Source organism: Brevibacillus sp. GCM10020057 (assembly GCF_042683565.1).
GTDB lineage: Bacteria > Bacillota > Bacilli > Brevibacillales > Brevibacillaceae > Brevibacillus.
The window spans coordinates 985,498-1,012,291 of sequence record NZ_JBHUJW010000043.1; the positions used below are offsets into that span (position 1 = coordinate 985,498).

At 56.5% G+C, this 26,794-nt stretch carries 29 protein-coding genes; 10 read left to right on the forward strand and 19 right to left on the reverse strand.

The window, feature by feature from the left end; all coding sequences use genetic code 11:
- The first annotated feature begins 119 nt into the window (after positions 1-119).
- The 3 genes from ACFSO0_RS18550 to ACFSO0_RS18560 all read left to right on the forward strand — a co-directional run bounded on the left by ACFSO0_RS18550 (position 120) and on the right by ACFSO0_RS18560 (position 3,984).
- A complete protein-coding gene (locus ACFSO0_RS18550) occupies positions 120-1,835 on the forward strand; it encodes a DEAD/DEAH box helicase (protein ID WP_376882864.1) in 1,716 nt (571 codons plus the stop codon).
- A 21-nt stretch (positions 1,836-1,856) separates the two neighbouring features.
- On the forward strand, positions 1,857-3,032 hold the full coding sequence (locus tag ACFSO0_RS18555; RefSeq protein ID WP_376882866.1) for a YqhG family protein: 1,176 nt from the start codon (positions 1,857-1,859) through the stop codon (positions 3,030-3,032).
- A gap of 109 nt (positions 3,033-3,141) precedes the next feature.
- On the forward strand, positions 3,142-3,984 hold the full coding sequence (locus ACFSO0_RS18560) for a hypothetical protein (RefSeq protein WP_376882868.1): 843 nt from the start codon (positions 3,142-3,144) through the stop codon (positions 3,982-3,984).
- Between the two features lie 97 nt (positions 3,985-4,081).
- On the opposite strand, the gene ACFSO0_RS18565 is transcribed toward ACFSO0_RS18560, so the two are convergent.
- From ACFSO0_RS18565 to ACFSO0_RS18585, 5 genes are all read right to left on the reverse strand, one after another.
- On the reverse strand, positions 4,082-4,336 hold the full coding sequence (locus tag ACFSO0_RS18565; protein ID WP_376882871.1) for a YkuS family protein: 255 nt from the start codon (positions 4,334-4,336) through the stop codon (positions 4,082-4,084).
- Positions 4,337-4,366: 30 nt separating this feature from the next.
- Positions 4,367-4,528, reverse strand: coding sequence for a YqzE family protein (locus tag ACFSO0_RS18570; RefSeq protein WP_376882874.1), 162 nt, complete (start codon positions 4,526-4,528; stop codon positions 4,367-4,369).
- Between the two features lie 73 nt (positions 4,529-4,601).
- Positions 4,602-5,099 (reverse strand): shikimate kinase, encoded by a 498-nt coding sequence (locus tag ACFSO0_RS18575; protein ID WP_376882876.1) that lies wholly within the window; start codon positions 5,097-5,099, stop codon positions 4,602-4,604.
- A gap of 3 nt (positions 5,100-5,102) precedes the next feature.
- The gene (locus ACFSO0_RS18580; RefSeq protein ID WP_376882879.1) at positions 5,103-6,971 is read right to left on the reverse strand and encodes a stalk domain-containing protein; all 1,869 of its coding nucleotides are present in this window, start codon (positions 6,969-6,971) and stop codon (positions 5,103-5,105) included.
- A 183-nt stretch (positions 6,972-7,154) separates the two neighbouring features.
- Positions 7,155-8,108, reverse strand: a complete 954-nt coding sequence (locus ACFSO0_RS18585; protein ID WP_376882882.1) for a substrate-binding domain-containing protein — start codon at positions 8,106-8,108, stop codon at positions 7,155-7,157.
- A gap of 142 nt (positions 8,109-8,250) precedes the next feature.
- Here ACFSO0_RS18585 and modA point away from each other — a divergent pair, with 142 nt between their 5' ends.
- From modA to ACFSO0_RS18600, 3 genes are read left to right on the forward strand one after another with little or no spacing between them, the layout of a single operon-like run.
- On the forward strand, positions 8,251-9,078 hold the full coding sequence (gene modA / locus ACFSO0_RS18590) for a molybdate ABC transporter substrate-binding protein (RefSeq protein ID WP_376882884.1): 828 nt from the start codon (positions 8,251-8,253) through the stop codon (positions 9,076-9,078).
- A gap of 25 nt (positions 9,079-9,103) precedes the next feature.
- Complete coding sequence (gene modB, locus ACFSO0_RS18595) at positions 9,104-9,778, forward strand: molybdate ABC transporter permease subunit (RefSeq protein ID WP_376882886.1); 675 nt, start codon at positions 9,104-9,106, stop codon at positions 9,776-9,778.
- A gap of 6 nt (positions 9,779-9,784) precedes the next feature.
- On the forward strand, positions 9,785-10,453 hold the full coding sequence (locus tag ACFSO0_RS18600; protein ID WP_376882889.1) for a sulfate/molybdate ABC transporter ATP-binding protein: 669 nt from the start codon (positions 9,785-9,787) through the stop codon (positions 10,451-10,453).
- 41 nt (positions 10,454-10,494) lie between these two features.
- Here ACFSO0_RS18600 and ACFSO0_RS18605 read toward each other — a convergent pair whose 3' ends face one another.
- Positions 10,495-11,259, reverse strand: a complete 765-nt coding sequence (locus tag ACFSO0_RS18605; RefSeq protein WP_376882891.1) for a LamB/YcsF family protein — start codon at positions 11,257-11,259, stop codon at positions 10,495-10,497.
- A 139-nt stretch (positions 11,260-11,398) separates the two neighbouring features.
- Positions 11,399-11,743, reverse strand: coding sequence for a YlbG family protein (locus tag ACFSO0_RS18610; protein ID WP_376882893.1), 345 nt, complete (start codon positions 11,741-11,743; stop codon positions 11,399-11,401).
- Between the two features lie 80 nt (positions 11,744-11,823).
- On the opposite strand from ACFSO0_RS18610, the gene ACFSO0_RS18615 reads away from it, so the two are divergent.
- Positions 11,824-12,141 carry a hypothetical protein gene (locus ACFSO0_RS18615; protein ID WP_376882895.1) on the forward strand — a complete coding sequence of 106 codons (318 nt, stop codon included), beginning with the start codon at positions 11,824-11,826 and terminating at the stop codon, positions 12,139-12,141.
- Positions 12,142-12,158: 17 nt separating this feature from the next.
- On the opposite strand, the gene ACFSO0_RS18620 is transcribed toward ACFSO0_RS18615, so the two are convergent.
- On the reverse strand, positions 12,159-12,614 hold the full coding sequence (locus ACFSO0_RS18620) for a YlbF/YmcA family competence regulator (RefSeq protein WP_376882898.1): 456 nt from the start codon (positions 12,612-12,614) through the stop codon (positions 12,159-12,161).
- Between the two features lie 49 nt (positions 12,615-12,663).
- A complete protein-coding gene (locus ACFSO0_RS18625; RefSeq protein WP_376882900.1) occupies positions 12,664-14,574 on the reverse strand; it encodes a hypothetical protein in 1,911 nt (636 codons plus the stop codon).
- Between the two features lie 66 nt (positions 14,575-14,640).
- On the opposite strand from ACFSO0_RS18625, the gene ACFSO0_RS18630 reads away from it, so the two are divergent.
- Positions 14,641-15,081, forward strand: a complete 441-nt coding sequence (locus ACFSO0_RS18630; RefSeq protein ID WP_376882902.1) for a protease complex subunit PrcB family protein — start codon at positions 14,641-14,643, stop codon at positions 15,079-15,081.
- Positions 15,082-15,167: 86 nt separating this feature from the next.
- On the opposite strand, the gene ACFSO0_RS18635 is transcribed toward ACFSO0_RS18630, so the two are convergent.
- The 10 genes from ACFSO0_RS18635 to ACFSO0_RS18680 all read right to left on the reverse strand — a co-directional run bounded on the left by ACFSO0_RS18635 (position 15,168) and on the right by ACFSO0_RS18680 (position 24,962).
- Positions 15,168-15,590 (reverse strand): hypothetical protein, encoded by a 423-nt coding sequence (locus ACFSO0_RS18635; protein ID WP_376882905.1) that lies wholly within the window; start codon positions 15,588-15,590, stop codon positions 15,168-15,170.
- Positions 15,591-15,662: 72 nt separating this feature from the next.
- Positions 15,663-16,232 (reverse strand): manganese catalase family protein, encoded by a 570-nt coding sequence (locus tag ACFSO0_RS18640; RefSeq protein WP_376882907.1) that lies wholly within the window; start codon positions 16,230-16,232, stop codon positions 15,663-15,665.
- Positions 16,233-16,261: 29 nt separating this feature from the next.
- Positions 16,262-16,540, reverse strand: coding sequence for a spore coat protein CotJB (locus ACFSO0_RS18645; RefSeq protein ID WP_376882909.1), 279 nt, complete (start codon positions 16,538-16,540; stop codon positions 16,262-16,264).
- Entirely contained in the window at positions 16,530-16,766 is a 237-nt protein-coding gene (locus ACFSO0_RS18650) for a spore coat associated protein CotJA (protein WP_376882912.1), read from the reverse strand. Before ACFSO0_RS18650 ends, ACFSO0_RS18645 begins: the two co-directional genes overlap by 11 nt.
- A gap of 214 nt (positions 16,767-16,980) precedes the next feature.
- Entirely contained in the window at positions 16,981-20,901 is a 3,921-nt protein-coding gene (locus tag ACFSO0_RS18655; RefSeq protein ID WP_376882915.1) for a non-ribosomal peptide synthetase, read from the reverse strand.
- 52 nt (positions 20,902-20,953) lie between these two features.
- A complete protein-coding gene (locus ACFSO0_RS18660) occupies positions 20,954-21,718 on the reverse strand; it encodes a 4'-phosphopantetheinyl transferase family protein (RefSeq protein ID WP_376882918.1) in 765 nt (254 codons plus the stop codon).
- A gap of 194 nt (positions 21,719-21,912) precedes the next feature.
- Positions 21,913-22,620, reverse strand: a complete 708-nt coding sequence (locus ACFSO0_RS18665; protein ID WP_376882921.1) for a thermonuclease family protein — start codon at positions 22,618-22,620, stop codon at positions 21,913-21,915.
- 335 nt (positions 22,621-22,955) lie between these two features.
- Complete coding sequence (locus tag ACFSO0_RS18670; protein ID WP_376882923.1) at positions 22,956-24,005, reverse strand: MerR family transcriptional regulator; 1,050 nt, start codon at positions 24,003-24,005, stop codon at positions 22,956-22,958.
- A 142-nt stretch (positions 24,006-24,147) separates the two neighbouring features.
- On the reverse strand, positions 24,148-24,588 hold the full coding sequence (locus ACFSO0_RS18675; protein ID WP_376882926.1) for a CBS domain-containing protein: 441 nt from the start codon (positions 24,586-24,588) through the stop codon (positions 24,148-24,150).
- Between the two features lie 275 nt (positions 24,589-24,863).
- Positions 24,864-24,962: a putative holin-like toxin gene (locus ACFSO0_RS18680; protein ID WP_376882928.1), complete on the reverse strand. Its 99-nt coding sequence runs from the start codon at positions 24,960-24,962 to the stop codon at positions 24,864-24,866.
- A gap of 167 nt (positions 24,963-25,129) precedes the next feature.
- Here ACFSO0_RS18680 and ACFSO0_RS18685 point away from each other — a divergent pair, with 167 nt between their 5' ends.
- Both ACFSO0_RS18685 and ftsW read left to right on the forward strand, forming a co-directional pair.
- Entirely contained in the window at positions 25,130-25,474 is a 345-nt protein-coding gene (locus ACFSO0_RS18685) for a YugN family protein (RefSeq protein ID WP_376882930.1), read from the forward strand.
- A gap of 85 nt (positions 25,475-25,559) precedes the next feature.
- Positions 25,560-26,729 carry a putative lipid II flippase FtsW gene (gene ftsW / locus ACFSO0_RS18690; protein WP_376882932.1) on the forward strand — a complete coding sequence of 390 codons (1,170 nt, stop codon included), beginning with the start codon at positions 25,560-25,562 and terminating at the stop codon, positions 26,727-26,729.
- The last annotated feature ends 65 nt before the right edge of the window (positions 26,730-26,794 follow it).

The window sequence follows — 26,794 nt, forward strand, 5'->3', positions numbered from 1 at the left end:
TGCAAATTCACAGTCATCTCAACTAATCCTTAACAAAATGCTCAAATGAAATAAAAACGTTAAGTTTTGTGAGTTTCGTCACGAAAGATATGGCACAGATACGCAAAGGAGCTGCACATATGCCGAATATTCCTGTTACCTTTGACACCAACTGGCTCGATCCGCTGACGGAACGCATGCAACAAGACGGACCCTGGGACAAATGGGAGTTGTTCAAGCTGGCCGTCGAAGCGGAGGAGGCCATGGCCGTCCGCGAGTTCGACCAGCTGCAGTCCTTGAAGTATCTGCCCTTTTTATCCCCCTTCCCTCATCAACTGCAGACGGCCGAGCGCGTGCTGCTCGACATGCGCGGACGTGCCATTCTCGCAGACGAGGTGGGACTGGGCAAGACCATCGAAGCTGGTTTAATCATGAAAGAATACATGGTGCGGGGGCTGGCAAAAAAAGTTCTCGTCCTCGTCCCCGCTTCTCTCGTCATCCAATGGACGAAGGAGCTGCAGCAAAAATTCGGAATCGCGGCTGTCGCCCAGAAAAAAGAGTACATGTGGCGCCAGCATGACGTCGTGGTCGCCTCCATCGATACGGCCAAACGCGATCCGCACCGCCGCCATGTGCTCGACATCGACTACGATCTGCTCATCATCGACGAGGCGCACAAGCTGAAAAACAAGCGTACCCGCAACTACCAATTCGTCAAGGAAATCCGCAAAAAATACTGCCTCTTGCTGACGGCCACCCCCATCCAGAACGAGATGGACGAGCTGTACAACCTGATCAATTTGCTCAAGCCGGGCCATTTGGGTCACAACTCCACCTTTTCCTCGAACTACGTGGAGGGCAAGCGGCAGTCCAAAAACAACGAGAAGCTGCGGGAAGAAATCGAAAAGGTGATGATCCGCAACAAGCGCAGCGACGGCGGCATCCAGTTTACGAGCCGCCGCGTCCAGTCGGTCCCGATCGTGCTGTCCCCCGAGGAACAAGAGCTGTACGATGGCGTGACGCGCTTCGTCCGGGAGCAGTACCACGCCGGCGACAATGGATGGGGCGGCTTCAACTCCCTGTCGCTCATCACCTTGCAGAGAGAGGTGTGCTCGAGCAAGGAAGCAGCTTTTATGACCCTTTACAACATGCATCAGCGCACAGCCGAAGACTCACCGATCCGCCCGCAGATTTTGGAGCTGGTCGAGCTGATCAAGCGCATCGACACCCATTCCAAAGCCGCCAAGACGGTCGAGCTGATCCAGAGCATCAACGACAAGGTAATCATCTTCACCGAGTACCGCGCCACCCAGAACTACCTGCAAAAGTATTTGCACGATCACGGCATCACCTCCGTTCCGTTTCGCGGCGGGTTCAAGGGGAGCAAAAAAGACTGGATGACCGATCTGTTCCAAAACCGCGCCCAGGTGCTGATCGCCACGGAAGCAGGCGGCGAAGGGATCAATCTGCAGTTCTGCAATCAGGTGATCAACTACGACATGCCCTGGAACCCGATGCGGGTGGAGCAGCGGATCGGGCGCGTCCATCGGCTCGGCCAGAAGCGCGACGTGCACATCTATAACTTGTCTACCGTCGGAACGATCGAAGAGCACATTTTGCATCTGCTCTACGAAAAGATCGACCTGTTTGAAATGGTGATCGGCGAGCTGGACGATATCGTCGAGCGGCTCAATCTCAATCATTCGCTCGAAGAAAACCTCATTTCGATCATCATGGATTCGCAGTCTACCAAGGAAATGGCGCTCAAGCTGGACAACATGGGCCACGCCATCCGCGCCATCCGCCAGACGCAGCTTCGCCCGAACCCCGACTTATCCGAAGCATGCGACCAATAAACAGTGAAAGGAGGTTCCCCTATGCAGCAAGAGCAGGTCCGGCAATTTGTGGAGCGCTATCTCGCCTCCTTTTCTGCCCATATCATCGAATCTCACCCCGATTACTTGACGGTCAAGCTGCCCGTCGAAGTCGACAAGGACATCGGCAATCGGCCGTTTTACTGGAGCTGGGTAGAGAAGATGAACCTTGCCTACCAGCCGCTCGTCCTGACCTTTGCCTTTCACCCGGACCGAATGCCGGAAGGGCTGCGGGCGGAATACTTGCACCTGGGCGCGGCACGCATGCAGCAAATTTTTGCATCCGCCAAAAAACACGGCCGCTTTGTCTGCATGTACGAGCAGAAGGCAGGTTTCCCCAAAGCTGCACGGCAGTCCACTCCGCTCACGCCCTGGCTCGGCCTCAACCTGAAGGTCTCGCTCCTGTGCGACAAGCGACGGGACATTTTGCTCTACCTTGGGATCAATCTGCACAACCCGCGGGTAGTCCACGACTTCACTTCCTTCCTGTACCGCCTCCCCCTCACTCCGACCATCCCGGACTACTACTACACGCTGGACCGCCGGATTTCCGTAGCAGAGGCATGTCAAATGGCCGAGCAGGAAGTGGCGGACGTACTGGGCAAGGAAGATCAGACATGGGCGGTTGAAGCGCGGTCTCGACTGCAGGAGGAGCTGGCCATCCTCGAAGCGTATTACGACGAGCTGGCCCGCCGCGAACCGGAAGCTGCGGACGAGGGGGAAACGGAAGCAGAAGAAGTAAGCGATGCCCGGAGCGGTGAACGGCGTATGGCAGCACTGGCGGAACAAGAATCTTCAGAGTGTGAGCCGTCGATGGCGACTGACCTGACGGCTGCCGATGGCGTCCTTCCCACGCCATCATCTGCCTCCGATCGTGTCGAACAGCCGCAGTCCTTTGGCGAATACCGGGCGTCTGGAGGGCGAATCCTCGACTTTTTACGTGCAAACGGGATTTACGAGACGCCGAAGGAAGAGATCAACCAGAAGGAATGGCGGAAAAGCACGCCAGACGAGGAACGACAGCGCCGCATGGACGAGCTGACCTGGCAGTACGAGCCGCGCATCGAGGTTCAGCTCATCAACGGCGGGCTGTTTTACCTCGCTTCTTCGCCGCCTGCCGCATCGGCGCTTACTGCCAAAGGCGCATCCAAATCCCCCGTATCCGGACGAATCATGTAAAACAACTGCGAGAAAAGGTGCGTGGAAAAAGACAAGTTGCAACAAATCTTTTTGGCATACCTGGTTACAATAGGGTTAGGAAAGCATCTGCAAAAGGTGGTGCATGCATGTGACCAGACGCTTGGGCCCGATCTTTTCTGTCGTGCTCTCCCTCCTGCTGCTTACCGTCCCTGTATACGCGCAGGAAGAGGCCGACTGGAACCTTCAGTTTCAAAAGCAAATTCATTCGTGGATGGATGCACTCTCCATGCGCGATTCACAGTTCAAGCAATGGAAAAACGCAAAGACCGATGTTCAGACGCTCGGAGCCAATCAGCATCAGTGGCTCGTCAGCATTACCCAGTCCGGCAAGCAGGTCGGCTATTTGGTCGTCGGCGAGCTGCCCTCCCCCAAAGGAGCAGAAAAGTTCGTCCTGTTGGAGTACGGGCTAGGGGAATACATTTTGTTCGACGACGCTTTCGCTCCCCGGGAGATCGCCGCCGAGCCTGTTTATGACGGCTTCGCCTCCCACTGGCTGCTGACGCAAAGCCCGAATACGCAGCTGGTCAACGCGAAAACCGGCGAGTTTTATCCTGCCGAATTTTCGGCGAGCGAGCCGGTCATGGAAACGTTGCCGCCGGATGAGCTGGTGCAGGAAGGTCAAGAGCTCACCCAGACAAAGGTACTGAAGCCGCAAGAGAGCAGTCCCTTCGACCAGATCGGCTGGGTACACGATTTATCCGAGGCGACGGCCAGAAGCGATGTGACTTGGCCGCAGTTGTGGGAGCAGCAGGGAGACGAGCCCGTCACGCTGACCGTCCCCTTGTATCATGCGCAGGTTCTCGCTCCTTTTGTCGTCGGCTCCCTGCATCTGTGGAATGACCAGCACGCCTACGTCGGTGTCTGGGATGAAGGCTTGCGCTTCGTCCCTTACACCTATGCCCGGCGAGTGGGACAGTTTCACATCCAGTAGAAGGGCCAGATGAGGCATGATCATAAACAAAACAAGCTCTCCTGCCGAGTGACCGGTGGAGAGCTTGTTTTGTTGTCGGGCGGCAATACGGGCATCGTCAGTGATGCTTGGTCGGCGACAGGCGCGCGTGCACGGCATGGAAAACTTCGCTTGCCGTCATGCCATCCGCATTGATGACCGGAGCGCCGGTGTTGGTCATCGACTCGTCGCCCAGCACATTCACATCCTGACCCGTAATGACGACAGCATCGACGACTTGCTGCCAATTGCCCAGATCGACGACATCATACCCGTTATCTCGCAGCATCTTGCTGACCTGGGATAGAGATTGTTCGACTGCGACTCTCGCCATATGCATCCTCCGTCCGCTTTCCAGGTATCGTTATTTCCGCCATAACAATCTGATTGACATGGGAATGGCCCCGAACCAGCGGGATGACCATGATTCCCGCGGGAGCTTTCGCTGACGCCGCTCGTCTTTGGGGGTCTCCATGTACTGGACAAACAGCCTGGTCAGGTATTTCAAATACTCCTGAAAAGACATCGTACGTGCCTCCTTCATGCTCTGGATTCACGCCGGGAGCGCTTCCTCCCTAGTCTTCCCCGTCTTGCGTTCTTTAACCCAACTGGCGGATGATTTCCTCGACAATGACCGCTAACGGCTTTCCTGTCGTATCGATCTGGATCGGGGCGAAGTCGTACGCACCTGCGCGCTCGGACAGCAGCGTACGGACGCGTTCGGCCACTCCGCCAGCGAGCAGCGGGCGACCCGTATCGTTTTCCAGACGGCGGATCAGTTCCTCCTCCGTTGCCGATAGCGCGATGACCGTGCCTTTCTCCAGCATGGCCTGGACGTTTTGCTGGCGCAGGACAACCCCGCCTCCTGTCGTCAGGATATGCGGACCTGCCGCGAGCAATTCAGCCAAATACTTGCTTTCCGCATCCCGAAAGTACGCCTCTCCCCGCTCCGCAAACAGCGCAGGAATGCTGCAGCCTTCCCGCTCGACGAGATATTCGTCCAGATCGACCTGTGCGACACCCAGAGCCTTTGCCAGCGCTGCTCCGACGGTCGTCTTGCCTGTTCCCATAAACCCGACCAACACGATATTTTTCATCGTTTATTCTTCCGCCTTTCCTGATACCTTGCGCGTAAACAGTTTGACCGTTCGCTCGTGCTCGTCGTAGCGCGTTTCAAACGCCATCACTTGACCAAAGAAACTCAGCGGAACCATCGTTTTCCCCTTTACCGCGAGGACCGGCTTGCCGAGATTGAACTGTTTTCCGTTCACCAGGGCAATCGGCTCCCCTTCCTTGAGAGAAGCTGTGATTCCGTTTCCACTAACCTGTATTCTCTGCTTCGCTTTGTCCCATTCAACCGCGAGACCCATCCGCCCGCCGATCTCCCGCAATGGCAGATACGGCGTCCCATTGGTCAGCCGCGCCGGAATCGACGGGTAGTAGCTCATCCCATTGATGAACGTCGTCACATACGGCTCGAAACGTACCGGACCAAATGCGGCCGCATTGGATGCCTGGGTGTATGTCTGAAAGTACACCGCTTCACCGCGCAGCGTCTGTCCCAACGCCTGATCGAGATGCGCGGCCCCGATCACGTTACCGTGATAATTTTGCTGGACGCGGTGCAAAAAACGCTTGTACGCATCATCCCCGATCTGCCGGCGCAGATTGTCGAACAGCAGCGCTCCCCGCGAGTACCACGTCAGATGAAACTCCTCCTCGGTCGCAAACTGCTGCAACGGCTTGTCCAGCTTCCCTGCCGGATAACGCTCACGCAGTCGCTGGGCGTCTCGCTCGTACTCGGCCAGCAGCGCTGATGCCGCCTGGCTTCCGTACCGGTTCTGCAAGTAGTGCACGACGCTCAGTTCGACCAGCCCTTCGTCCAGCCAGCCATGCGACGCCTCCAGGGTGGCGACGCTGTTGTACCACCATAGATGGGCGATCTCATGCGGCAGCCAATGGTCGATCAGGTTTCGCACGTACATATCCCGCTTGAAAATCGCCATGTTGGCGTACTCCATCGCATAGGTCGTCCCCGTGCTCGTCTCTGCGATGGCGACATGCGGGTAAGGGAGGTCTCCGTACCAGTCAGCGTACGTCGGAAACACAGACCGGGCGATCGTTTTGATGCGCTCAATATTTCCTTTGTCCACAGAAGCGATGTCCACGGACAGGTTGGGCCCGAACTGAACGGTCTCCACCTGGTACAGCGGGCTGCCGACCAGCGCGAAATTCAGTAGTTTTTTCCCCTGATAGCGGATCTGCTGCCTGCTGTCGTCCAGCGCGGTGCTCGAGCCACGGCCCCAGGAGCTGACCCAGTTGTAGCCTTTGGGAGAAACAAACGACACATCGTAATCGGCATACTGGTACACAAACGGATCGCCGTAATCGACTCGCAGCGGCGGATCGTACCATTTGCCCGCCTGGTTTTGCGCGCCCAGCATCGGATACCAGGTCGTCAGCGTCCAGATGTCATCCTTGACCCCGTACCTCGTCCCTCTGCGCGGCACCGGATTTTCAAATTCAATGGACAACGTGCCCCGAACTTCGGACCCAAACGGGTTGGCGAGCGTCACCATGGAAGTGCCGCGTTCAAACGAAAGCGGCTTGTCCTTGTAACGGATCGACTTTACCATCATCCGGTTCCACGTGTAATCGTAGACGTACAGACGCAAGTCCTTCGTCTTCGGATTGTCGAACGCAATCGTCATCTTCCCGGATATTTGAGCATCGGATGTATGTAATTCTGCCTGAATCGTATAGGAGGGATGCAAATTCTTCACATAAGATGGCACGGGCGGATCGTACGAAAACGGATCGGCTCCCCCCGGTTCGCCGCCTGCTGAATGATTCGCGGATACAGCAAGCTGTTGGGCAATGTTCGGCCAATAGAGAATGAATCCGGCAGAGCCGAACAAAATCAATATCGTAAGACAAACCAAAAGGCTTGTTTGTTGAATTTTTTTCATGACTTCCCTCAATCGCTATGCGGCAAGCATTTGTTTTTTTTATAATAGCAAATCATTGTCGACATGAGTAGAAATTCGGGAGATTCTGTTCGGAATTGACGATTGCCGGATGCGGGCAAAACGAAAAAACCGCTCCCGATGCAGGCACTGTAACTTTCCGCGCAAGCACCAGACGGTTTTCCCCTACCATGTCTCGTACAGGATCTGGCCGGTATCTGTCAAATCGTATCCCCCGATGGCCCCCAGCTCTTTCTGATACGACTCCGAACGCAAGATGTCGAGGACCTGCGCAATCAGCTGTTTGTTTTCTTCCTTCTTCAACAGTACGAGGTCGTAGCGTTCCTTCACGAGCGGGATGAAGTCAACCTGGACCATGCTGGCCGCTTTCTCGATCCCGATCCCCACATCTGCTTCCTTGCGCGCCACCGCTCCCGCCACAGCGAGATGGCTGGCTTCTTCCCGTTCATAGCCCGCGAGGTCACAGCCCCTGATCCCGTTATTGCGCAGCATCTCCTCGATCAGGGTACGCGCTCCGGAACCTTTTTCCCTGTTCACCATGCGGATTCCCGGCTTTTGCAAATCCGTCCAGTCACGGATGCCGTGCGGATTGCCTGCCTGTACGTAAAAGCCCGCCCATCTGGACAAAAGATTGACGATCAGGTAGCGATGCCCAGACAGGATGCTCCGTACATGCCGGATGTTGTATTCGCCGGTATCCCCGTCGTACAGATGCGTACTGACGATATCAGCCCCGCCCATGTACATCGCGATCAGGCTGTTCATGCTCCCGACATAGGAGCGCAGCGGACGATAGGCGTTGTCCCGGCTGCGCAAGTGGCTCGCAAGCATGTCCAGGCTGACGTCCTGGCCGCTGATGATGATATCCCTCGCCGTGGCAGCCTGTGCTGCCAGAGGCGGATGCTGCCCAGGCGGTGTTTCCACGGCTGCTGGCGGCTGCCTGAACTCTCCTTTTGACCTCGCCTTGTACGCCTCCAGGTCGCTCGCGTCCACGCGCATCTGGCGCCCGACGCGATACGCCGGCAGCTCTCCTTTTTTGATCAGGTCGTACACGGTCAGTTTGGAGATCCGCAGCAGATTCGCGATTTCTTCTGTCGTATACGAATTGTCAGTGCTCATGGCTGGCCTCCCCTAACGTAATTCCTGCCTCTTGTTTTCTTTTACCATAAACGGCAATTGATTCTGTGTACAAGATCATTTAATCTAATTATGTTCAGTTATATCTAATTATAATTAAATATAATTAACGGAGGTTCTTTTCATGAAAAAGCAATGGTTCGCACTCTGCACAGCCGCGGCGCTCCTGCTCAGCGCTTGCTCCGGGACACCCGCTGCCTCGCAAGCGTCCGATCCCGCTCCAGCAACGCAGCAAACTCCTTCTCCGGCTGCACAACAAGCAGAAAAGACGGAAATCATGGTCTCTGCCGCAGCCAGCCTGACAGACGCATTAAACGAATTGAAGGGGCCGTTTGAAGCGGACAATCCAGGCATCACCCTTACATTTAACTTCGGCAGCTCCGGGAAGCTTGCCCAGCAAATTGCGCAAGGCGCTCCTTCCGACGTCCTTTTGTCGGCAAGCGCCAAAGATATGAACGGCCTGGACGAAAAGCAGCTGATCGCCAAAGACACGCGCCAGGACTTTGCCCGAAACGAGCTTGTCCTCATCACCAGCGCATCCAATCCGGCAGCAATCGATTCCTTTGAAAAGCTGACAGACGCTTCCTTGAAGCATATCGCTGTGGGCGAGCCGGAAACGGTCCCTGCCGGACGCTATGCCAAAGAAGTGTTCGACACGCTGAAAATCGGCGGCAAGCTAAACGGCAAACTCGTCTACGGCAGCGATGTGAGGCAAGTGCTGACGTTCGTCGAATCCGGCAACGCCGATGTCGGCATCGTCTACGCCAGCGACGCTGCCATCTCGGACAAAGTGAAAGTATTGGCTACAGCCAAGTCCGAGTGGCACAAGCCCATCGTCTACCCTGCTGCTCTCGTCTCGGCTTCCGCGCATGCCGATGCAGCGAAAACTTTCCTTGCCTACTTGACATCCGACAAAGGAAAAGCGATCTTACAAAAGTACGGTTTCCAATAACCAATCAGAACGGAGGTGGCCAGCGTTGATCGAAACCAATCTCACTCCCTTGCTTCTTTCCCTGAAAGTGGCGGCGCTTTCCACCTCCTTCGTTTTCGTGCTCGGCTTGCTGCTCGCCAGACTCATGACCCAACGGGATTTTTTCGGGAAAAACTTGCTGGAGTCCCTGTTCGTGCTCCCGCTCGTCCTGCCCCCTACCGTCGTCGGCTTTGGCCTGTTGCTCCTGTTCGGCAAAAACGGACTGATCGGAAAGCTGCTGGCAGAGCTGGGCATGCAAGTCGTCTTTACCCTGACCGGAGCGGTGATCGCCTCCATCGTCGTCTCCTTTCCGCTCATGTACCAGAGCGCAGTCGCAGCCTTCACCAGCATCGACCGCCGGCTGGAAAACGCTGCCCGCACGTTGGGCGCATCCGAGTGGCGGCTGTTCTGGACCGTCTCCTTTCCGCTTGCATGGCCGGGACTTTTGGCGGGATTCGTCTTGTCCTTTGCCCGCGGACTGGGCGAGTTCGGCGCCACTTTGATGCTCGCAGGCTACATCCCCGGAAAAACGGATACGCTGCCCGTCGCCATCTACTTCGCTGTAGAAGCCGGACAGATGGACAAAGCGCTGTTTTGGGTCATCATCATCGTCTCGCTCGGAATGGGTACGACCTTTTGGCTGAACTGGTGGAGCAGACGAAATCAAAGGCAAGGCAGGTGAAGCTCCGTGCTGAACGTCCAGATTCAAAAGCGGCTGCCTGACTTTTCCCTCGATGTGTCGTTTGCCGTCCAGCGTGAAGTCGCCGTGCTGTTCGGTCCCTCCGGCTCAGGAAAGACGACCATCCTCAACTGCATCGCCGGTCTCGTCCATCCGGATGCCGGACAGATTACCCTGGGAGGACGTCCTTTTTTCCAGCAAGGCATGAAGCCGCTTCCCGTGCAAAAGCGCAAGATCGGATACTTGTTTCAGGATTACGCGCTCTTCCAGCACATGACCGTCGGGCAGAACATCCGCTACGGCATGAAGTTGCGAAAAGCGGAAAAAGCAGAGAAGGAAGCGGGGCTGCATGATCTTCTCGCCTCCGTCGGCATCGACCAGCTGCTGGACAAGTATCCGCATCAGCTCTCCGGCGGCCAGAAGCAACGGGTCGCGCTCGTCCGTGCCCTCGCAACAGAGCCCGACATTCTCTTGCTCGACGAACCACTCTCCGCGCTAGATGCGGATACACGCAGGCAATGCCAGGACGAGTTGCTGCGGCTGCACGCCATGTGGAACATTCCTTTTCTGCTCGTCACCCACGACAGGGAGGAAGCAGAAAAGCTCGCGGACGTCATCCTGTTCATCGAGAATGGAACCATCAAAGAAAGCCATGCTGCGAGGTCGGCTTCCCGGTAACGGAAGCGAATTTGCAGCATGGCTTTTTCATTTGCTTTGGGTTATCTGGCTTTGATCGGTTCGATGTTGACTCCGTTTTGCTTGGCCCAGCGGTGCAGTTCGATGAGGAATGGCAGGATGTCGTGGCTCTCGTGATGGACGCAAAGCGTATCGGCAGCCAGATCGATGTGCTGCCCGTCGACCGTGCGGACTTTTTGCTTGAGGACGAGCTGGCGCGTCTGCTCCATCCGCTCTTCCATGGAGATGAGTACGCTGCCTTCCAGCTCGCGCGGTGCCAATCGGCCGTTTGGCAAGTAGGCCCGCTCCGCAAATACTTCTTCCGCTACCTGCAGACCGTGCTCCAGCCCGGCTTCTACCAGTTTGCTGCCGGACAGCGCGTACAGGATGAGGTCTTCGTCGATGTTGGCGACCGCCTGGACGACAGCTTCCGCCAGCTCGGGCCGCTCTGCCGCTTCGTTGTAAAGCGCCCCGTGCAGCTTGACATGGTGCAATTCGCCTCCCATCGCGCGGGTCATGCCGGAGAGAGCAGCCACTTGATACAGGACGAGCTCGTAAACCTCATTGACGGAGAGGTTCATGGAACGGCGTCCGAAGCCCTGGATGTCCGGATAGCCCGGATGCGCCCCGATCTTCACATCGTGCTTCAGCGCTGCCTCGATCGTCCTGCAAATGATATGCGGGTCACCAGCGTGCAGGCCGCATGCGATGTTGACGGAGGTGATCCACTTCATAATGCCCAAATCTTCAAATTGTCGTCCTTTGCTAAAGCCTTCGGCAAGATCGCAGTTAATGTCCAGTTGTATCATGAAGGTACGCCCCCACTTTCCGCTCTTGTCTTTCTTCCATGAAAACGCATTCTTTTTTGGCTTTACAACCCTAGAATAACATGTAATCCTTGTTAGCAAAAGGAAAAAAGCTGCCGAAATATGGCAGCTAAATAACAGATTACGTCGAGACGACAGTCGGCTGATGCCCTTCTTCCGAGATCAGCGTCTCGGCCAATGCCATCAGCTGCGTCTTTTCCTGCTTGTAGTCGTACTCCTTGGCCTTATCCGGACGCGCATTGCTGTATTCCACCGGGATCTCGTGGCGATGGGACCTCTCGATTTTCGTGACGAAATGCAATTTCTCCATGGTGCGAATCGTTTCGTCGATGAGCTTGGCATCGACGTACATCGAGACGTAATTCAACCGCTTGGAGATGTAGTGAATGGTGCCAAATTTACGCAAATTTTTGGCGGCACGCGTGTTTTTCACCCACACGGCAACCCCCAGACGTCGTTCTCTCATGTCTTGGCGTCGGTCTCCTTCCCCAATCGTGGTATAATTGACTTGTTAGGCATTGTAAAAGAAAGGAATCGTGATCTCCCATGCTGTCTGCGTTTTATCAGCAATTTGAAGCGGCACTGCTTCAGGAAGGCACGATATTGACCAGCAACTGGCGCATGCACGCCGGGCAGCGCTTTTTCTATGTAAGCAGCACGCTCCCTGCCCGCCATCTGACCGCACGGCTGATGGAGACAGGAGAGCGCCTGGCTGCCGGCACCAAATTAAAGCCCGAGTGCATGTACGTGCGATCAGACGAACAGTGGCATGTCTATCGCTTTCGCTTTCTCGTCCCGAGCGAGAAGCAGTTCTGCTGCGGAAACCTGTGCGAGGATTGCTTCCTGCTGCGGGAAAAGGGCTGACTGCTCCCGTCCCCCGATCAGGACGGACGTTTCACGCTGCACCCGCAGCTTCCGCCGGTCCCGCAGCCGCTGCTTCTCGCTTCCAGAAACGGGTTGTTGCTCGGCACCTTGATCGTATCCGATACGGCGCTCGCAATGGTGCGGCTCACCTGATACAACAGTTCGTCCAGGGAGTCTTCCGCCCGTTTGAACGCCTGGACAGAGTCCAGGAGCTCGATCGTGCGCTTCAGCTCGCGCACTTCTTTGGATATATGGTTGTAGTCGGGATGGTATTTCCCGAATCGTTGGACATCCTCATACTGCTCTTTCTTCTGCTCAAAGAGAGCCAGCAAACGCTGCGCCTCCGTATCTGCTTCCATGCGGCGCTTGGCCTGCAGATAGTCCGAGACCTCGCGCGACTGGTTGATCATCGTGGACAATTCCTGTGACTGCATGAGCAGCTCTGTCATGTCCGCCGTTTGCAATGCTTCCATCCTGGCGAGACCCCCTATATTCTGTAACTACCCCTTGATTGTACCACGATCATACCCCTTCGTACAGATAATCAGGCACGACAATGCGCACGCGGCCGATGTCGTCAAGCCGTAAGCGCGCTTTTCCGCTCCCGGTTGCCAGCGTCACGGTCCAGTACCCCATCTCGATCCGGACGTCGGACGGCAGCCCGCGCTGGATTTCCGCCCCTTCCAGCTGAATTTCCACCTCCAGCGACAGCTCGCTGGCCCGCTTCAGCAAATTCCGCAGCGATTGCGGATGGTAGGACTGAAAATGCTGTGTCCACATTTTCGGGAGGGCGGCTACATCCCTCATCCCTTCCAACAGGTCGGGATACGTGTTTTCCACGGCATACCCATCCCAAGGCCGCTCCACAGCGAACCAGCCGTCCGGCGCTGTGCCTGCTGCTTCCTGCTCCGGCTCCCCGGCTGCTTCCGCTGTATGGGCCAAAACCTGCGGCTCGTAGCCGTACTCTCTAAGCAAGGCAACCAGCGCAGCTTCCTGCGAGAGGGGGATCAGAAACTCTGTCGGCGACAATATTTGCGTCAAAAACGGCTGAAAATCGGGGATGCCCTGCCACTCCTCGAGGAAGCCGGGATGGGCAGTCCGCACGCAGAAGCACGGCTCCAGCCGGATTTGGCGGGCTGTTTTCGCCCATTGCCCGATCGCTTCCACGAGTGCTTCCGGCAAGGGATGGGCAGAAGCCGCACGCAGCCGTCCGATCACTTGCTGCTCGTCTTTTCCTGAAGCGAGATACGCTTGCAGCCGTTTCGCCTCGATTTCCCCCCGGATGAGCGGACCGTCGAAATGGAGCGTGCAAAACGGGCTGATCTCCCATACGTGCAGCAGTGGAACGAGCGGCGGAATGGTAATGGTTCCGGCAGCGTCGACGAACCACCCTTCTTCGGCGGTCAACTGCGGCAGGCTGTTCCATCGCCAGTACAACCGCTCCTCTGCATCCATCCCCAGCTGAACCCAGCCCATGCCTGTCAACAGGTGCAGCCATTGCTCAGCGATCAGCCTGTCTGCCTCTGGCGGGAGCGTAAAGCCCGCTTCCTTTAGCATGCGCAATTGTTCGTCAAGCGAGCACCATTGATCCAGCGGGACTTGCCGCATCATCAGCGCGAACGCCTCCCAAAAGTGACCGTGCGGCAAATATTGCTCGGTGACACATTCGTACATGTCGCGCCACCGCTCCGGCGGAGATTGGGCCAGCCAGCGGCGCACCTGCCGCTCGCGGATCGCTACCGATTTGCCTTTGATTTGCAGCAAACGGAGACGCAGCGCCAGATCGAGTGCGATGGTCAATACCAGCCCTTCCCTGTCTTCCTGATCCAGCGGCGGCAAGACGACGCCCGCACAGTGCTCGTCCGACAGCGAGAGCAGCGTAGCCATGCGGCCTGACATGCGCCGGTGGATCGCCCCTTTTTGCGTGACCGGCACTTCGTTGTCCCGGATGAACAGCAGCAGCCCAAAAAGATCCAGATGTAACCCCCTGCCTGCGGTTATATAATAAGGGAGCGTTTTTGCAAGAGACACGAAAGCCCGGGAAGGCTGCGGCAGCAGATAGCTTGTGATCTGCTCGCGAGTTTCCAGCGGCATCAAATACCCGATTTCGCTCCACATTTTCCGGACGGTCATCACGATTCCCAGGCGCCTTAACCTCGTCAAGCCGACGGTCATATGCCTCAGGTCATTGGCAGCTGCTTTTTCCCAGGAGCGTTTGCTGAAAAAACCTCTGGTGGATGCGGTGACAAATTGCCTCATGACTTTTCGTTCGATTTCGCTCGCCTGCTCCCACACCCGTCCAAGAAAATCGGGGTCCGTCAATCTCGCAGACAGGTCCTCGTCTTCCGGTACGGCGAAGCGGTTCGCCTGCTCCACCTTGATGGCTCGCTGCGTTGCAGCAGACAAGCATTCCAGCGAATCCTGGACGCGCACAACTGTCACCTCTGCTTTTTCATCGACTTTTTATAAAAGACAACCAACAAATGGAGGGATTACTGTATGTTTACCATGTTTCCCGGTTTGTTGCTCACGGCTGTCCTGACCTTGACAGGAGTTCAACCAGCATCTACTCCACATCCTACCCCAACTGCGCCATCGACGGAAGAGAGCACATCGGTGGATGCCCAATACGAAGCGGTCGCCGCACCTTATCCGCCTGCCGTACAGGAAGCGCTGAACAAGGTGCGAAAAAACGGCGGCCATACGATTGTCCGCGCAAAAGGCAAATCGTATGTCGTCATCGGCGCTGGCCAGCGCCCAACCGGCGGCTATCAGCTCGTGGCGGACCAGGTAAAACGGACAGGTCCGCACGGCTACACCGTTTCCGTTCACGTGAAGGCGCCAACTCCTGGCTCGATGAACATTCAGGTCATCTCTTATCCGACCTTGGTCATCGCCTTGCCGGATCAGCAAGCACGAGTCACTGTACAAATGCGATAGTCAGACTGCAGTACGAGAAAAAGCCGACTTCCTGGTGCGCCGAACGGGCACCCGAAACGTCGGCTTTTTGCTTGGCTGCTCGCCGATTACGGCTTTACTTCAATGAAAATGCGCTGGGTGACGCCGTAAGATTCATGGTTGTTATTGGCCAGCTCCACCATGACCTCATGCTTTCCGCTCGGAATATCTTTCAGGACATACGTGGGTTCAAACACTTTCGCCACCTTTTTTCCATCCAGATAGAGGTGAATATGCCCTTCGCCTGGTCGATTTTCTTTGCCCATGCTTTCCAGGGAAAACGTAAAATGGGTGACCGTCATTTTCAGCTCCAGGTCATCCTGGTTCAGCGTATACGTCACCGCGAGCGTCGGGGCATGCGAATGGCCGTGGCCTTCCTCCACCGCTGCCTCGGTCGGAGCAGCATCGTAATGGGCGTAGACGGCGTATTCTACGCAGGCAGCGATGCCAATGAGCAGCATGAATCGAACGACAAATCGTTTGACCTTCATCGGGGCACTCCCTTCCAAAATCAGTCATACCCCAGTGTTCCCGATTGGCCGAAAATCCATTCGCTAGCCAGATCAGAAGAATTTTTTGCGGTTTTGCTCTTCCTTCAAGATTTCTACGGCTTCCCGGAAGCGCAGGGAGTGCACGACTTCCCTCTCCCGCAAATATTTCAGGCTGTCCTGAATGTCTACATCGTCCGTCATGTCGATCAGCCATTGGTATGTGGCCCGCGCTTTTTCCTCCGCCGCGATGTCTTCATAGAGATCTGCGATGGGATCGCCTTTGGCCTGGATGTACGTGGCGGTAAACGGAACGCCGCCCGCATTTTCATAAAACAGGGCGCGGTCGTGGTTGGCAAAGTGAGCTCCGAGTCCCGCCGCCTCCAGTTCCTCCACGGAAGCGTCCTTGGTCAATTTGTAGACCATCGTGGCGATCATTTCCAGATGAGCGAACTCCTCTGTACCGATGTCGGTCAAAAGCCCGATGACTTTATCCGGAATCGTGTAGCGCTGGTTCAGGTAGCGCAGTGCAGCCGCCAGCTCTCCGTCTGCACCGCCGTATTGCTCCTGCAGAAATTTTGCCATTCGCACATCGCATTTGCCGACGCGAACCGGGTACTGCAGCTTTTTCTCATAAATCCACATCGTCGCGATTACCCCTCATTTCTCTGATTTCAGACTTGCCAAGGCCAAGGCGTATCGTTCCACTGCCACGGATACCCGGAATAGCTGCGGCCGAAGTTCATGAGCGGGCCGTACAGCGCCTCAAAATCGCTGGCCATCTTCCACCGCTGCTGTGTCAGCTCGTTGAATTGCTCAATCGCCTGCACATCGTGCGGATGCGTGTCGAGATACAAATTCAGCTCGACGAGGGCGAAGTCGATGGCTTGCAATTCCGTGAGCAGCTTGACGTAATTTTCGTCTCCCGGACGTGCATTCGGATTAACGCTCATGCAAATCCACCTGCTCTCCGCGGCTCGGCGCCGGATTGTAAGGACTGTACAAAGCTGGCCACAGCGTGCCCCGCTTCAATGCTTCCATGGGAGAATACTGCGGGAGGTTTTCCGGTTGAAAGCCGATAAACAATTCAGGCGGAACCTGATAGGTTTTCATTCGGATAGGGGGACACGGGTCAAAAGGGCTCACATAAGGAAAATAGACCCTGGTTTGCGAATTCAATGCAGACATCCTCCTCCAAAATAGGTATCTGACCAGTCATCATTACCTTATGTCGCCAATCCGTGGCGGGTGATGGGCAAACACACAAAAACCTTGACTCCGGAATCTGCGGAATCAAGGTTGGGGGATTGCGTGGCAGCAGGTTGCCCCTTTGCGCTTCAAGCCTCATGCGCTTCTGCGGCAGGCGATCATCCTGCGGTGGGGGTTTTGCCGTTTACATAGGTTGAAATTCCTTTCGTACATGGCACTGGATGTATTTGGCGAGCAGCGTGGCGTTCGGCTCCTTCAGCAGCGTTCCGTGATCGGCAGCCATGCAATGTTCTTCGATTTCTCCCGTCTCTGTCGTTTCCCATCCCAGCCTGCTGACAGGATGGAGCTGCGTCATGGCCCGAATGAGCAGCAGCCTGCCCGGATACGGCTTTGGCCGATACTGGCGCATCGCCGCAACCAGCTCCTGGATGTTGGCCTGCTCAAATGAAGTGTCATCGCCCGTTTTTTTCAGCACCTGCACCGCGTAACGCAGCTTTTGCAGCACGAACGGATCGCGCAGATGCCGGGGCAGGCGGAACATCAGCCTGACGCTCCGGTAAATTTTTCGCGCCAGCCCGAGCGCGGGCAAGCCCGGATTCACGTAATTGAGAATCGTTAACAGACCGACCCGCTCTCCCTCCTGCAACAGCTGCTGCGCCATCTCATAGGCGATCGCTCCACCAAGGCAAAAGCCTATCAAATGGTAGGGGCCCTTGGGTTGAACCTCCCGTATCTCCCGCAAATATTTTTGCGCGAGTGCTTCGACCGTGACTCCCTGCTCCCCTGTACCTGCATACCGCAAGCCGTACAGCGGCTGCTTCTCTCCCAGCACCTTGGCCAGCTCGCCGTAGACCAGCACTTCCCCCCCTCCGCCGTGAATGCAGAAAAGCGGTGGCTCTGTCCCGAGCGGCTGGATGGGGACAAGCGACCTCGTCAGTTCGGCGTGCTCCTCACTGGAAGCCAGAAGCCTCGCCAGCTTTTCAATCGTGTCCTCCTGAAAGACGCTGGAAACGGACAGTCTTTTTCCGAAAGTTTTTTCGAGCTGCGAGAACATCCGCATCGCGAGCAAGGAATTGCCTCCCAGCTGAAAAAAGCTGTCGGTCACGCCGATGGGCCGAACTTCCAACAGATGCTCCCACACTCTGACCAGCTTTTCTTCCATTGCGTTTCGAGGAGGTACAAGCCGCTCCTGATTGCCGCCAATCACCGGGGCGGGCAGTCTTTTCCGGTCGATCTTTCCCACCGGTGTGACAGGCACTTCCGCAAGCTCGATAAAAAAGGTCGGAATCATGTACTCCGGCAGCCTAGCGCGGACGTACGCCCGCAGCTCAGGTTCGCTGAAGCTGGCATCGGCGTTCATCACGACATAAGCAGCCAGCGCGGCCGTGCCGTCCTTGGCCTTCGTCACTCCTGCGACCGCTTGGCGGACGCCCGGATACTGGCCCACAATGGTTTCGATCTCGCCCAGCTCAATGCGGCAGCCCCGGATTTTCACCTGATCGTCCGCCCTGCCGATGAATTCGACATTTCCGTCCGCGCGATAGCGGGCCAGATCTCCTGACTTGTACATCCGCTGCCCCGGCGTCTCGCTGAAAGGATCGGGGAGAAAACGCTCGTTTGTCAATTCGGGACGGTTCAAATAACCACGGGCTATGCCGTCCCCTGACATGCACAAGTCGCCGATGACCCCGATCGGCACCGGCTGCAGCTGCCGATCAAGGATGTAGAGCCGGTCGCCGCCGATTGGACGCCCGATGGGGATCGTCGTCTCGTGCAAAGGAATCTCTTCCACATGGTAGCTTGTCGTGTTGACTGCATTTTCTGTCGGTCCGTACAAGTTGATCAGCCTGGCGTTCGGCAGCTTCTCCCGGCATTTGCGCGCCAGCCAGACCGGCAGCGCTTCCCCGCCCGGCATCACTTGCCGCAAACCTCGCAGCGCCTCGCTGTAGTCCTCCAGCAGCACGTTGAGTCGGTCGGGCGTGACGTTGAGCGACGTTACTCCGTAATGCTGGATCGTCCGTGCAATTTCGGCAAAAGTGGGCTTGTTGGCAGACAAAATGACTAGTTTGCCACCGTTGAGCAGCGCGCCATAAATCTCGAAGGCCGAGACATCAAAGGCGACAGCGCCAAGGTTCATGTACGTCTCATCCGGACCGACGCTGGCGTAGTCGATATTTTTGACGAGCCGGACAATGCCGCGGTGATCGATCATAACGCCCTTGGGCTTGCCCGTCGAGCCAGACGTGTACATGACGTATGCCAGGCTCTCTGCCCTGCTTCTCGACCGGGGGGCAGCAAGGTGGGGAACTGCTTCCCCGCAGTCGGCATCGAGGAACACGCATGCTGGCGGGAGCCGGGGCAAATCTTTGGCGATACGCTCGGTCGTAATCACGAGGGAGGCTGCCGAGTCTTCCAGCATGTATGCGATGCGCTCGGGCGGATAGGTCAGATCGATCGGTACGTAGGCTCCCCCGGCCTTGAGCACAGCCAGGTAGCTGGCGATCATGTCGGGCGACCGGTCGAGGCAGACTGCGACGAGCTGCTCGTCAGCGATCTCAAGCTGGCACAGACGAGCCGCAATTTCATCCGCCCTCTGGTTCAACTGGCGGTAGGTCATGACCTGATCGCCAAACAGCAGAGCCGGATGATCCGGGCGAAGCCGTACCTGTTCTTCAAAAAGCTCGGGTATGCTTGCATCCCGCGGATAGCTCACTGCGGCGCGGTTCCATTCGATGAGCAGCTGCGTGCGTTCGGCAGTGGTCAATAGCGGAGCGGTGGACACCTTTTCATCCGGCGCGGCCAATACGCCTGCGAGCAGCGTGAAAAAATGTCCGCCCATGCGGATGATTGTCTCTTCCTTGAAAAGCGTTGCCGCATACGTCATGGAGCATGACAGCCCCTCTGCCGATTCCGCGATTCTGACCGCCAGTTCGACGGGCCTGTAGCTTGCCCCAACATCCACTTCCCAGACCTGCAGACCCGACTCGTCTTTCCACGTCTGCAAGGACACCATCTCCAGCAAGAGCCGGTAAAGCGGGGGAGAGCCGCCTCTGCTCTTTCGCCCGAACTGATCGATGAGCCGCGCAGCGGGGAACTGCTGATGCGCCATCCCTTCTGCTAACGACTGTTGCACGTGATGCAGCGCTGCGCGGAAGGTCGGATCGCTCTGCCAAACGTGCGGCAAAACGAGCGGACTCGCAAAGCAGCCGACTACATTCGCCATCTCCGGATCAGCATCTCTTCCCGGCAGCAGGACGGCGATGCGGGTCTCCTCTTCTCCGTTGTAGCGGTGCAAGAGCGTGTGCAGCACGGTCAGGACGACAGGCAAAAGGCTCGTCTGCTCCTGCCTGACAAAGGCGTACAGGGACTGCTGCAGGGAGGAAGGGATGGCAAAGTGGCAGGTATTCGTCGCAAATACAGTCCGGGAAGTTCTCGGATAGTCGGCCGGCAAATATTGCTCGGGCGGCTCCTCGCCGAGTTTTTGCTGCCAATACGCTAGGTCAGCTTCGGCCTGCGGTTCCGCGATACGCCGCTCCTCCCGTTCACGGCAGCCGGTATAGGAGAGATTCAACTGCGGACAATGCTGCTTTTGGCCACGCAGACGAGCCTGATAGCCTTGCAATACTTCCTGCATGACCAACTGCATCGACTGCTCATCAGCCACAAGCGGATGGACGCAAATCGTCAGCAAAAACTCCTGTTCTGCCAGTTGGGCCAAGCAGGTCCAGAGCGGGCACTCATCCGTCACTTCGTCTACAGAATGCCTCGCACGCGCTTCTGCTTCCTCTGCCGAAAGCTGGCGCAGGTCGCTTTTGTGCAGTACCGGCTTCTCCACGGGCCGGATGATTTGCATCGGCACGCCGTCGCGCACCAGAAACGCAGCGCGCAGCATGTCATGCCGCTCCACGCACTCCGCCAGGCATTGCTCCAGCAGCTCTACCTGCAGCGGTCCACTGATCCTCCAGGCGAAACGGACGGGCACTGCGGCAGCCGCAGAATCGCCGTCCATGCCCCGCATGAGCTTCCAGAGATGTTCCTGCACGATGCTAAGCGGCGAGCCGGCCTCATGCTCGATCCCGCCCTGTTCCAAAAGAACGTTCTTCATCCGACAGCCTCCCTTCATCCCTTCGAGCCTGCACTCGGCACATGCTTTTCCTTTATTCCTTTGCGACATAGCGAAAAAAACGGATTGCCGGAGAAAGAACGCTCACTGCTACGCTCCCGACGTACCCTCCCGAGCTGACGAACGGAACCAGCCGGATGCTGGTATCTGCCACACCCGCTTTCAAACAGCCTTCCTCTGTCAGCCCGTTCAGTCCGACTCCTGACGCCTTGAGCAATGCTTCCTTTTGCGTCCACAGCCGATAAAACGCGCGGGTCCGCTCCTTTTCCGGGAAGGCATCGAGCAACTCCCTCTCGCAGGGGGAAAAGCAGACCTGCGCTGCGCTGTGCCAGTCAAAGTGTGGATCGACGTATTCGAGGTCAACCCCAATTTCGCATCTGGCTGCCAACGCATAGCATACGGCGTCTTTGGCATGCGACATATTGAAGCGGACCAGGCTCCTGGAGCGGGCGGCATTTTCGTCGTACAAAAACGGCTTGCCCCAGCGGCCCAGCCTGAATCGCAGCACGGACGGCGCCAAGCCTGTGTAGGCGGCCAGCAGCCGTCGGAGCAGCCCGTGCGCGAACCGAAAACGGAGCTGGTCCCTGACCGACCGGAAGCGCTCCGCCCGCCGTTGTTCCTCGCAGGAAAGCTCCTCCAGACAAAAAGAGCTGCCGCCCAGCTCTGCGATCCAGATATGCACCTCCGCGCCCTCAGCGAATGCTCGAATGCGGGCCGCATCGGCTGGCTGCAGGCCGTCCTCCCACGCGGTCACATCATCTCTGCGAAGCAACAGCCCTTGCGCATCCGTCCACTGCATCGTCCGCACCTCCCTTCCTACACGGCTTGCCCGCTTTCATGCCTGCACTTCCTCCCCTTTCAAGCACGTCCTCGCTTGATACCCCTATTGTACCAGCTAATCGTTCTTTGTAAAGAACAACAGAGCGAACGCCAACGCACGAAAAAACGCCATCCTCCCTGCCCGGGGAAAGATGGCGTTACACTTTCATATGATTATCGTTTCGGAGCACGGAAGCCCGCCGCTTTTGCTTCCTCCTCCGTCGCAAACCACATCTCTGCTTTCGTCTGTTCGTAGCTGGCAGAGCCTGGCACGTGGTAAATTTTTTCTCCCTTGGCATTGATGTTGCCTTTGATCCGCTTGCCCTCCGGCGGAGTCTGGCTGCTCGCCGGCGCTTTCGGGGCGGGCTGCATCGCGGAAGGTGTCTGTGCCTGGGCAGGTTGCCCGGCGGACTTGCCCCACAGACCGCGGTTTTGCTCACGCGCTTCGCGTTCTGCTGCGAGAAACAGATCGGCATGGGCCACATTCGGCGGGATCGTCATGATGCGGGCGTACCCTTCCCGGACCAGCTTTTCGTTGACGAAGGTCCCGTCCGGAAGGTACATGTAGGCGAGCAGCCGCTTGTATTTATCGTAAGGCTCCACGTCAAATTTCAGCTTCACGCGCTGGCCGGTCAGGAGCTTTTTGGAATAGTCGCTCGCCTCTTTGCCATATGGCTGCACCGGAGTGTTGGGCTTGACTGTCTCGGGCGTATCTACGCCGATGAGCCTCACCTTCTCCCCTGTCGACAGCTCGACTGTATCGCCGTCGACGACCCGCTCGACGGTCGCTTCCATCTCGCCATTGGGCTGTGGCTGGCCCGACGACGAACAGGCCCCGAGCAGCGAAGCCACGAGCGCCAGAGCAATCGTAATTCGTTTCATTTCGTTCCTTCCCTTCCTCATCCATCGGCTTTAAGCGTAGAGGAAGTTGCCATGCAGGTCAAGACTGCTCGTGGTTCATGGGCAATGCACGGAAAAAACGACCTTCGCGCCAGGTCGTTTTTGTCTATACAAGCGGCATTAGTCGCGGTCGGCATTAAATAAAAACAGCAGGATGACCACGACGATGATAATCCACAACAGCTCATCGTTGTCTCGATCAAAAAAACCATCGAACAGACCCATTTCGGAGTCCCCCTTTCCTTCTCGCTACAGCCTATGCAGAAGGTTAGACACATGTCATCACTGGGAAGAGCCCAAAAAGTGAGCAGGATGATTTATTTCAACCGAGCTGAAATGAGGTGCACGTAATCGGTGACCTGCCTCGCTTCCGCCGCAAAGCCAAGCGCATGAAGCTCTGCCAATAAGCGGGAGCGGTCTGCCGGGCATTCGTTTTGCAGTTGCTCAATCGTTCGGTGCTCGCCCGCCTCCTCCAGTCGCCGGAAACATTCCAGCCGCGCCTGCCCGTCAGCAAACATCAGGTCGGCAATGACCAGCCGCCCGCCGGGACGAAGGACGCGGCGGCATTCCGCAAGAGCCAGCATCTTCTGGTCGTCTGTCAAATGATGCAGGGCGTAGCTGCTCACGACGAAATCGAAGCGGTTCTCCAGAAAAGGGAAGGCAAAAAACGTCCCCAGCTTCGTCTCCATCTCCGGATATTTCCGTCGGCATTGCCGCAGCATCTCCAGCGACTGATCGAATCCGCTCATCGCGACCCCGCAGTGGAGAAAGCGCCCGGCGAGATTGCCGGTGCCAGTCCCGGCGTCCAGCCCGCACTCTCCCGGCTCCGGCGCAGCCGCCGCTACGACCGCATCCAGCACCTCGTCATAACGCTCATGCTTGTTATAGCCTTCCTGCTTGCGCGTCACCCATTCGTCGTAGTGATGCGCGATCTGGTTGAAGTTCCAGCGATCCACCCAGTCGGACCGCGTCTGGCGCAGTCGTTTGCCCGCTTCTGCCAGTTCGTACAGCGATGCGGGGTCGATGCTGTCCTCGCCCTTGACCCTTGCGATCATCGCTTCCGTGGTCTCGATCACCTTACTGAGCTCTACCCATCGGTCGTACATATAGGATCGCTGCAGCTCCAAATAGTGTTGCAGGCTGCCGTGCCCCTTGTCCAGGTGCTCCAGCAGTTCGCGGATGTCATCGATGGACATACCGACCTCGCGCAACGTAATGATCGTCTGCAGCCGCCATACATCCTCTTCCGAAAATTGGCGATATCCCGATTCTTCCGCTTTTTGCGGGCGGACGAGCCCCTTTTCCTCGTAATAGCGTATCGCCCGCGGCGTGATCTGCAGGCGCTCCGCCATTTCCTTTATTTGCATCAGATCCCTCTCCTGTTATTGAAGCATTGTCTGTATCTTAAACCTTTCCGTTACGTCATGGTAAAGGAGAAACAGAAAAAAACTGCCGGAATCTCTCCCGGCAGCGCGGATTTGAGTTGCGTCAGGCAAGGAACCTGTTTGCCTAACGGGATGTCGGTTCGGAAATCCGCTGGAGCGCGTCGCTCGCTTCGTCGTGGTGCACCTGGCGAATAGCCATGTCTGCCAAGGCGACGATCCCGACCAGCTTGCCATTTTCGACGACCGGGAGACGGCGAATCTGGTGCTGCGCCATAATTTTCGCTGCTTCGTCGACGGTCATGTCCGGGCGGCCGAGCACGATGTCCCGTGTCATCACGACTTCAGTGGCAGTCGAGCCTTCGTGTTTTTCCGCCAGGCCGCGAATGACAATATCGCGGTCGGTGATGATCCCGATCACGTCATTTTTCTCGTCGACGACGGGAATGACCCCGACGTTCCAGTCGCGCATTTTGCAAGCAACCTCGTACACGTTGTCCTTGAGCGTCACGGTCGCAATATCTTTCGTCATAATTTCGCGCAATGTGCGGTTTTCAACTTTGGCCATGTCGTTTTCCTCCTTTTTGCTGATGAACGATAGTAGTGTGTCCTGCTACCTACATGTTCATTCTCAGGTGTGGGACATGTGTCACGATTTTTCGACTGGAGAGAAGCGAACCGACTGTGTTAAGATGATACCATGGTGCTTGGGTGACCGTAGCAAAAAAAGACCGCCGGGTGCTGCTACACCCATGCGGTCCCGAGCTACAACAGTCGTTCCTTTCGGGGAGTCGGCTCTAGTACCTGCCTGTAGACCTCCTGGCTGCGAAGCTCAAGGGAGGTCTACTTTTTCTTACTAGATGACAGCATTACTACTAAAGTCCCAAACGTCAACATCAGACTTAGCGCCTCGAATACTGTCATATTATCACCCCCTTTCATGCGGGGATGCCGACCACCCTTGAGAATCGATCCATTGTGTAGAAATTATACCATATGATGGCAACCACGGTCATCTACCCGTAAGACTGACTTATACATTGCGCTTCGTCCAAAAACCGAATATCATTAATAAGTGAAAATCTTACCTTTTTGTAGGAGGAAACAGAATGGTTATCAAGGATACTGGGGTTGGCACCAAAGAAGTTTTCTTTGCCGATCTCGAGCACTACATGAGCGATCTTGGCTTCGACCGTGGTGCTTGGGATTACAAACACGCTACATACGATTATAAAATCCAAGATAAAGGAAACGTTTACTATCTGCGCGTCGAAGCGAACGTAACCGAGGGCAGGCTGGAAGACTCCCACGCTGTCCTGAAGCTGGAGGACCCATATATGGGAAAACATCTTTTCCCGCACGGACTGGACTACGACTATCCGATTCCCGATTCCGTCATCAAGACAGCAAAACTCAAACTGCAAATGCTGAACGAAAAATTGTCCTCGCATTAAAAACGCGTAGGGCTACGAACAACATAATGCAGCGGCTTAGCAGAGAGGTACTCCCTCTCTGTTTCACGTAGAAGGGGGTTTTTCGATGAAAAAGCGGGGCGTCCCGGACTTCTTGCTACTGTTTCTCACCGTCCTGATCGTCGGGTTTGGCATCACAATGGTGCTTAGTTCCAGTTCGATTTTCGCGCTGACCAGCTTCACGTCCAACGGCTGCGATTATTGCAACGGCGACGAACTGTACTTTGTGAAACGGCAAATTCGCTTTTTGGCTCTCGGTATTGTCGGAATGCTGGTCGCCATGAACATTCCCTTCTCGTTTTACAAACGGAGATTTTTGCTGATTGCGGCTGTCAGCTTCTTCGCCTTGCTGCTCGTCCTGATCCCGGGGATTGGCGAAAACATCAAAGGCGCACGCTCCTGGTTTCGCTTCGGCTCCGCCAACCTCCAGCCAGCGGAATTCGCCAAGCTCGGCCTGATCCTGTACCTGGCGGCGATCATCACCAAAAAAGGGGAAGGGATTCGCAAGCTGAAATCAGGGCTGATGCCGCCGTTATTGGTAACCGGACTGTTTTTTCTCCTGATCGTCGCCCAGCCTGACCTTGGGTCGGCCGGCATTTTGCTCGGGACCGGCCTGATCGTCCTGGTCTGCGGCGGAGCGCCGATACGCCTGCTGCTCGGTCTCGGCATTCCGTCCTTGAGCCTCGCGCTTGGCTTGTACATCACTGTCAAACAGCACGCCATGAACCGTATCCATTCATACCTCGATCCGTGGAGCGATCCTTTGAACACTGGCTACAACATTATTCAGTCGTGGATTGCCATTGCGCACGGCGGCCTTACCGGCACGGGATTTGGAAAAAGCATCCAGAAATATTTGTACTTGCCGGAAGCTCATACCGATTTTATCTTTTCGATCATTTCGGAAGAGCTGGGCTTCATCGGCGCGTCAATCTTCCTGCTCGTCTACCTGCTGTTCCTGCTGCGGGGCATCCACATCTGCCTGCGGGTGAAGGACACGTTCGCCAGCCTCGTCGGGATCGGCATCATCAGCATGATCGCACTGCAGGCCGCCATCAACATTGGCGGCGTGACAGGCCTGATTCCGCTCACCGGGGTGCCTCTGCCCTTTATCAGCTACGGCGGCTCCTCCTTGCTCGTCTGTCTCATCTCCACCGGCATTCTGCTGAATGTCTCCAGGGAAGTCAACAGGCAAAAGGTGGACGAGCAGGTGACAAGGACGACGTACTCCATTTGAGGCAAGCTAACAAGTTCAGGCTGCGCCGAACCTTTGGGCGGTGCCTGCGATGCAAACGAAAACGG

Bases quoted from the DNA above. Each gene is read 5' to 3' on its own strand.
- ACFSO0_RS18635 (WP_376882905.1), bottom strand. From the start codon at position 15,590: ATGAAGGTCAAACGATTTGTCGTTCGATTCATGCTGCTCATTGGCATC.
- ACFSO0_RS18670 (WP_376882923.1), bottom strand. From the start codon at position 24,005: ATGCAAATAAAGGAAATGGCGGAGCGCCTGCAGATCACGCCGCGGGCG.
- ACFSO0_RS18605 (WP_376882891.1), bottom strand. From the start codon at position 11,259: ATGATACAACTGGACATTAACTGCGATCTTGCCGAAGGCTTTAGCAAA.
- ACFSO0_RS18580 (WP_376882879.1), bottom strand. From the start codon at position 6,971: ATGAAAAAAATTCAACAAACAAGCCTTTTGGTTTGTCTTACGATATTG.
- ACFSO0_RS18585 (WP_376882882.1), bottom strand. From the start codon at position 8,108: ATGAGCACTGACAATTCGTATACGACAGAAGAAATCGCGAATCTGCTG.
- ACFSO0_RS18610 (WP_376882893.1), bottom strand. From the start codon at position 11,743: ATGAGAGAACGACGTCTGGGGGTTGCCGTGTGGGTGAAAAACACGCGT.
- ACFSO0_RS18575 (WP_376882876.1), bottom strand. From the start codon at position 5,099: ATGAAAAATATCGTGTTGGTCGGGTTTATGGGAACAGGCAAGACGACC.
- ACFSO0_RS18615 (WP_376882895.1), top strand. From the start codon at position 11,824: ATGCTGTCTGCGTTTTATCAGCAATTTGAAGCGGCACTGCTTCAGGAA.
- ACFSO0_RS18640 (WP_376882907.1), bottom strand. From the start codon at position 16,232: ATGTGGATTTATGAGAAAAAGCTGCAGTACCCGGTTCGCGTCGGCAAA.
- ACFSO0_RS18620 (WP_376882898.1), bottom strand. From the start codon at position 12,614: ATGGAAGCATTGCAAACGGCGGACATGACAGAGCTGCTCATGCAGTCA.
- ACFSO0_RS18665 (WP_376882921.1), bottom strand. From the start codon at position 22,620: ATGAAACGAATTACGATTGCTCTGGCGCTCGTGGCTTCGCTGCTCGGG.
- ACFSO0_RS18660 (WP_376882918.1), bottom strand. From the start codon at position 21,718: ATGCAGTGGACGGATGCGCAAGGGCTGTTGCTTCGCAGAGATGATGTG.
- ACFSO0_RS18570 (WP_376882874.1), bottom strand. From the start codon at position 4,528: ATGTCTTTTCAGGAGTATTTGAAATACCTGACCAGGCTGTTTGTCCAG.
- ACFSO0_RS18675 (WP_376882926.1), bottom strand. From the start codon at position 24,588: ATGGCCAAAGTTGAAAACCGCACATTGCGCGAAATTATGACGAAAGAT.
- modA (WP_376882884.1), top strand. From the start codon at position 8,251: ATGAAAAAGCAATGGTTCGCACTCTGCACAGCCGCGGCGCTCCTGCTC.
- ACFSO0_RS18630 (WP_376882902.1), top strand. From the start codon at position 14,641: ATGTTTACCATGTTTCCCGGTTTGTTGCTCACGGCTGTCCTGACCTTG.
- ACFSO0_RS18645 (WP_376882909.1), bottom strand. From the start codon at position 16,540: ATGAGCGTTAATCCGAATGCACGTCCGGGAGACGAAAATTACGTCAAG.
- ACFSO0_RS18655 (WP_376882915.1), bottom strand. From the start codon at position 20,901: ATGAAGAACGTTCTTTTGGAACAGGGCGGGATCGAGCATGAGGCCGGC.
- ACFSO0_RS18550 (WP_376882864.1), top strand. From the start codon at position 120: ATGCCGAATATTCCTGTTACCTTTGACACCAACTGGCTCGATCCGCTG.
- ftsW (WP_376882932.1), top strand. From the start codon at position 25,560: ATGAAAAAGCGGGGCGTCCCGGACTTCTTGCTACTGTTTCTCACCGTC.
- ACFSO0_RS18555 (WP_376882866.1), top strand. From the start codon at position 1,857: ATGCAGCAAGAGCAGGTCCGGCAATTTGTGGAGCGCTATCTCGCCTCC.
- ACFSO0_RS18685 (WP_376882930.1), top strand. From the start codon at position 25,130: ATGGTTATCAAGGATACTGGGGTTGGCACCAAAGAAGTTTTCTTTGCC.
- ACFSO0_RS18565 (WP_376882871.1), bottom strand. From the start codon at position 4,336: ATGGCGAGAGTCGCAGTCGAACAATCTCTATCCCAGGTCAGCAAGATG.
- ACFSO0_RS18680 (WP_376882928.1), bottom strand. From the start codon at position 24,962: ATGAAAGGGGGTGATAATATGACAGTATTCGAGGCGCTAAGTCTGATG.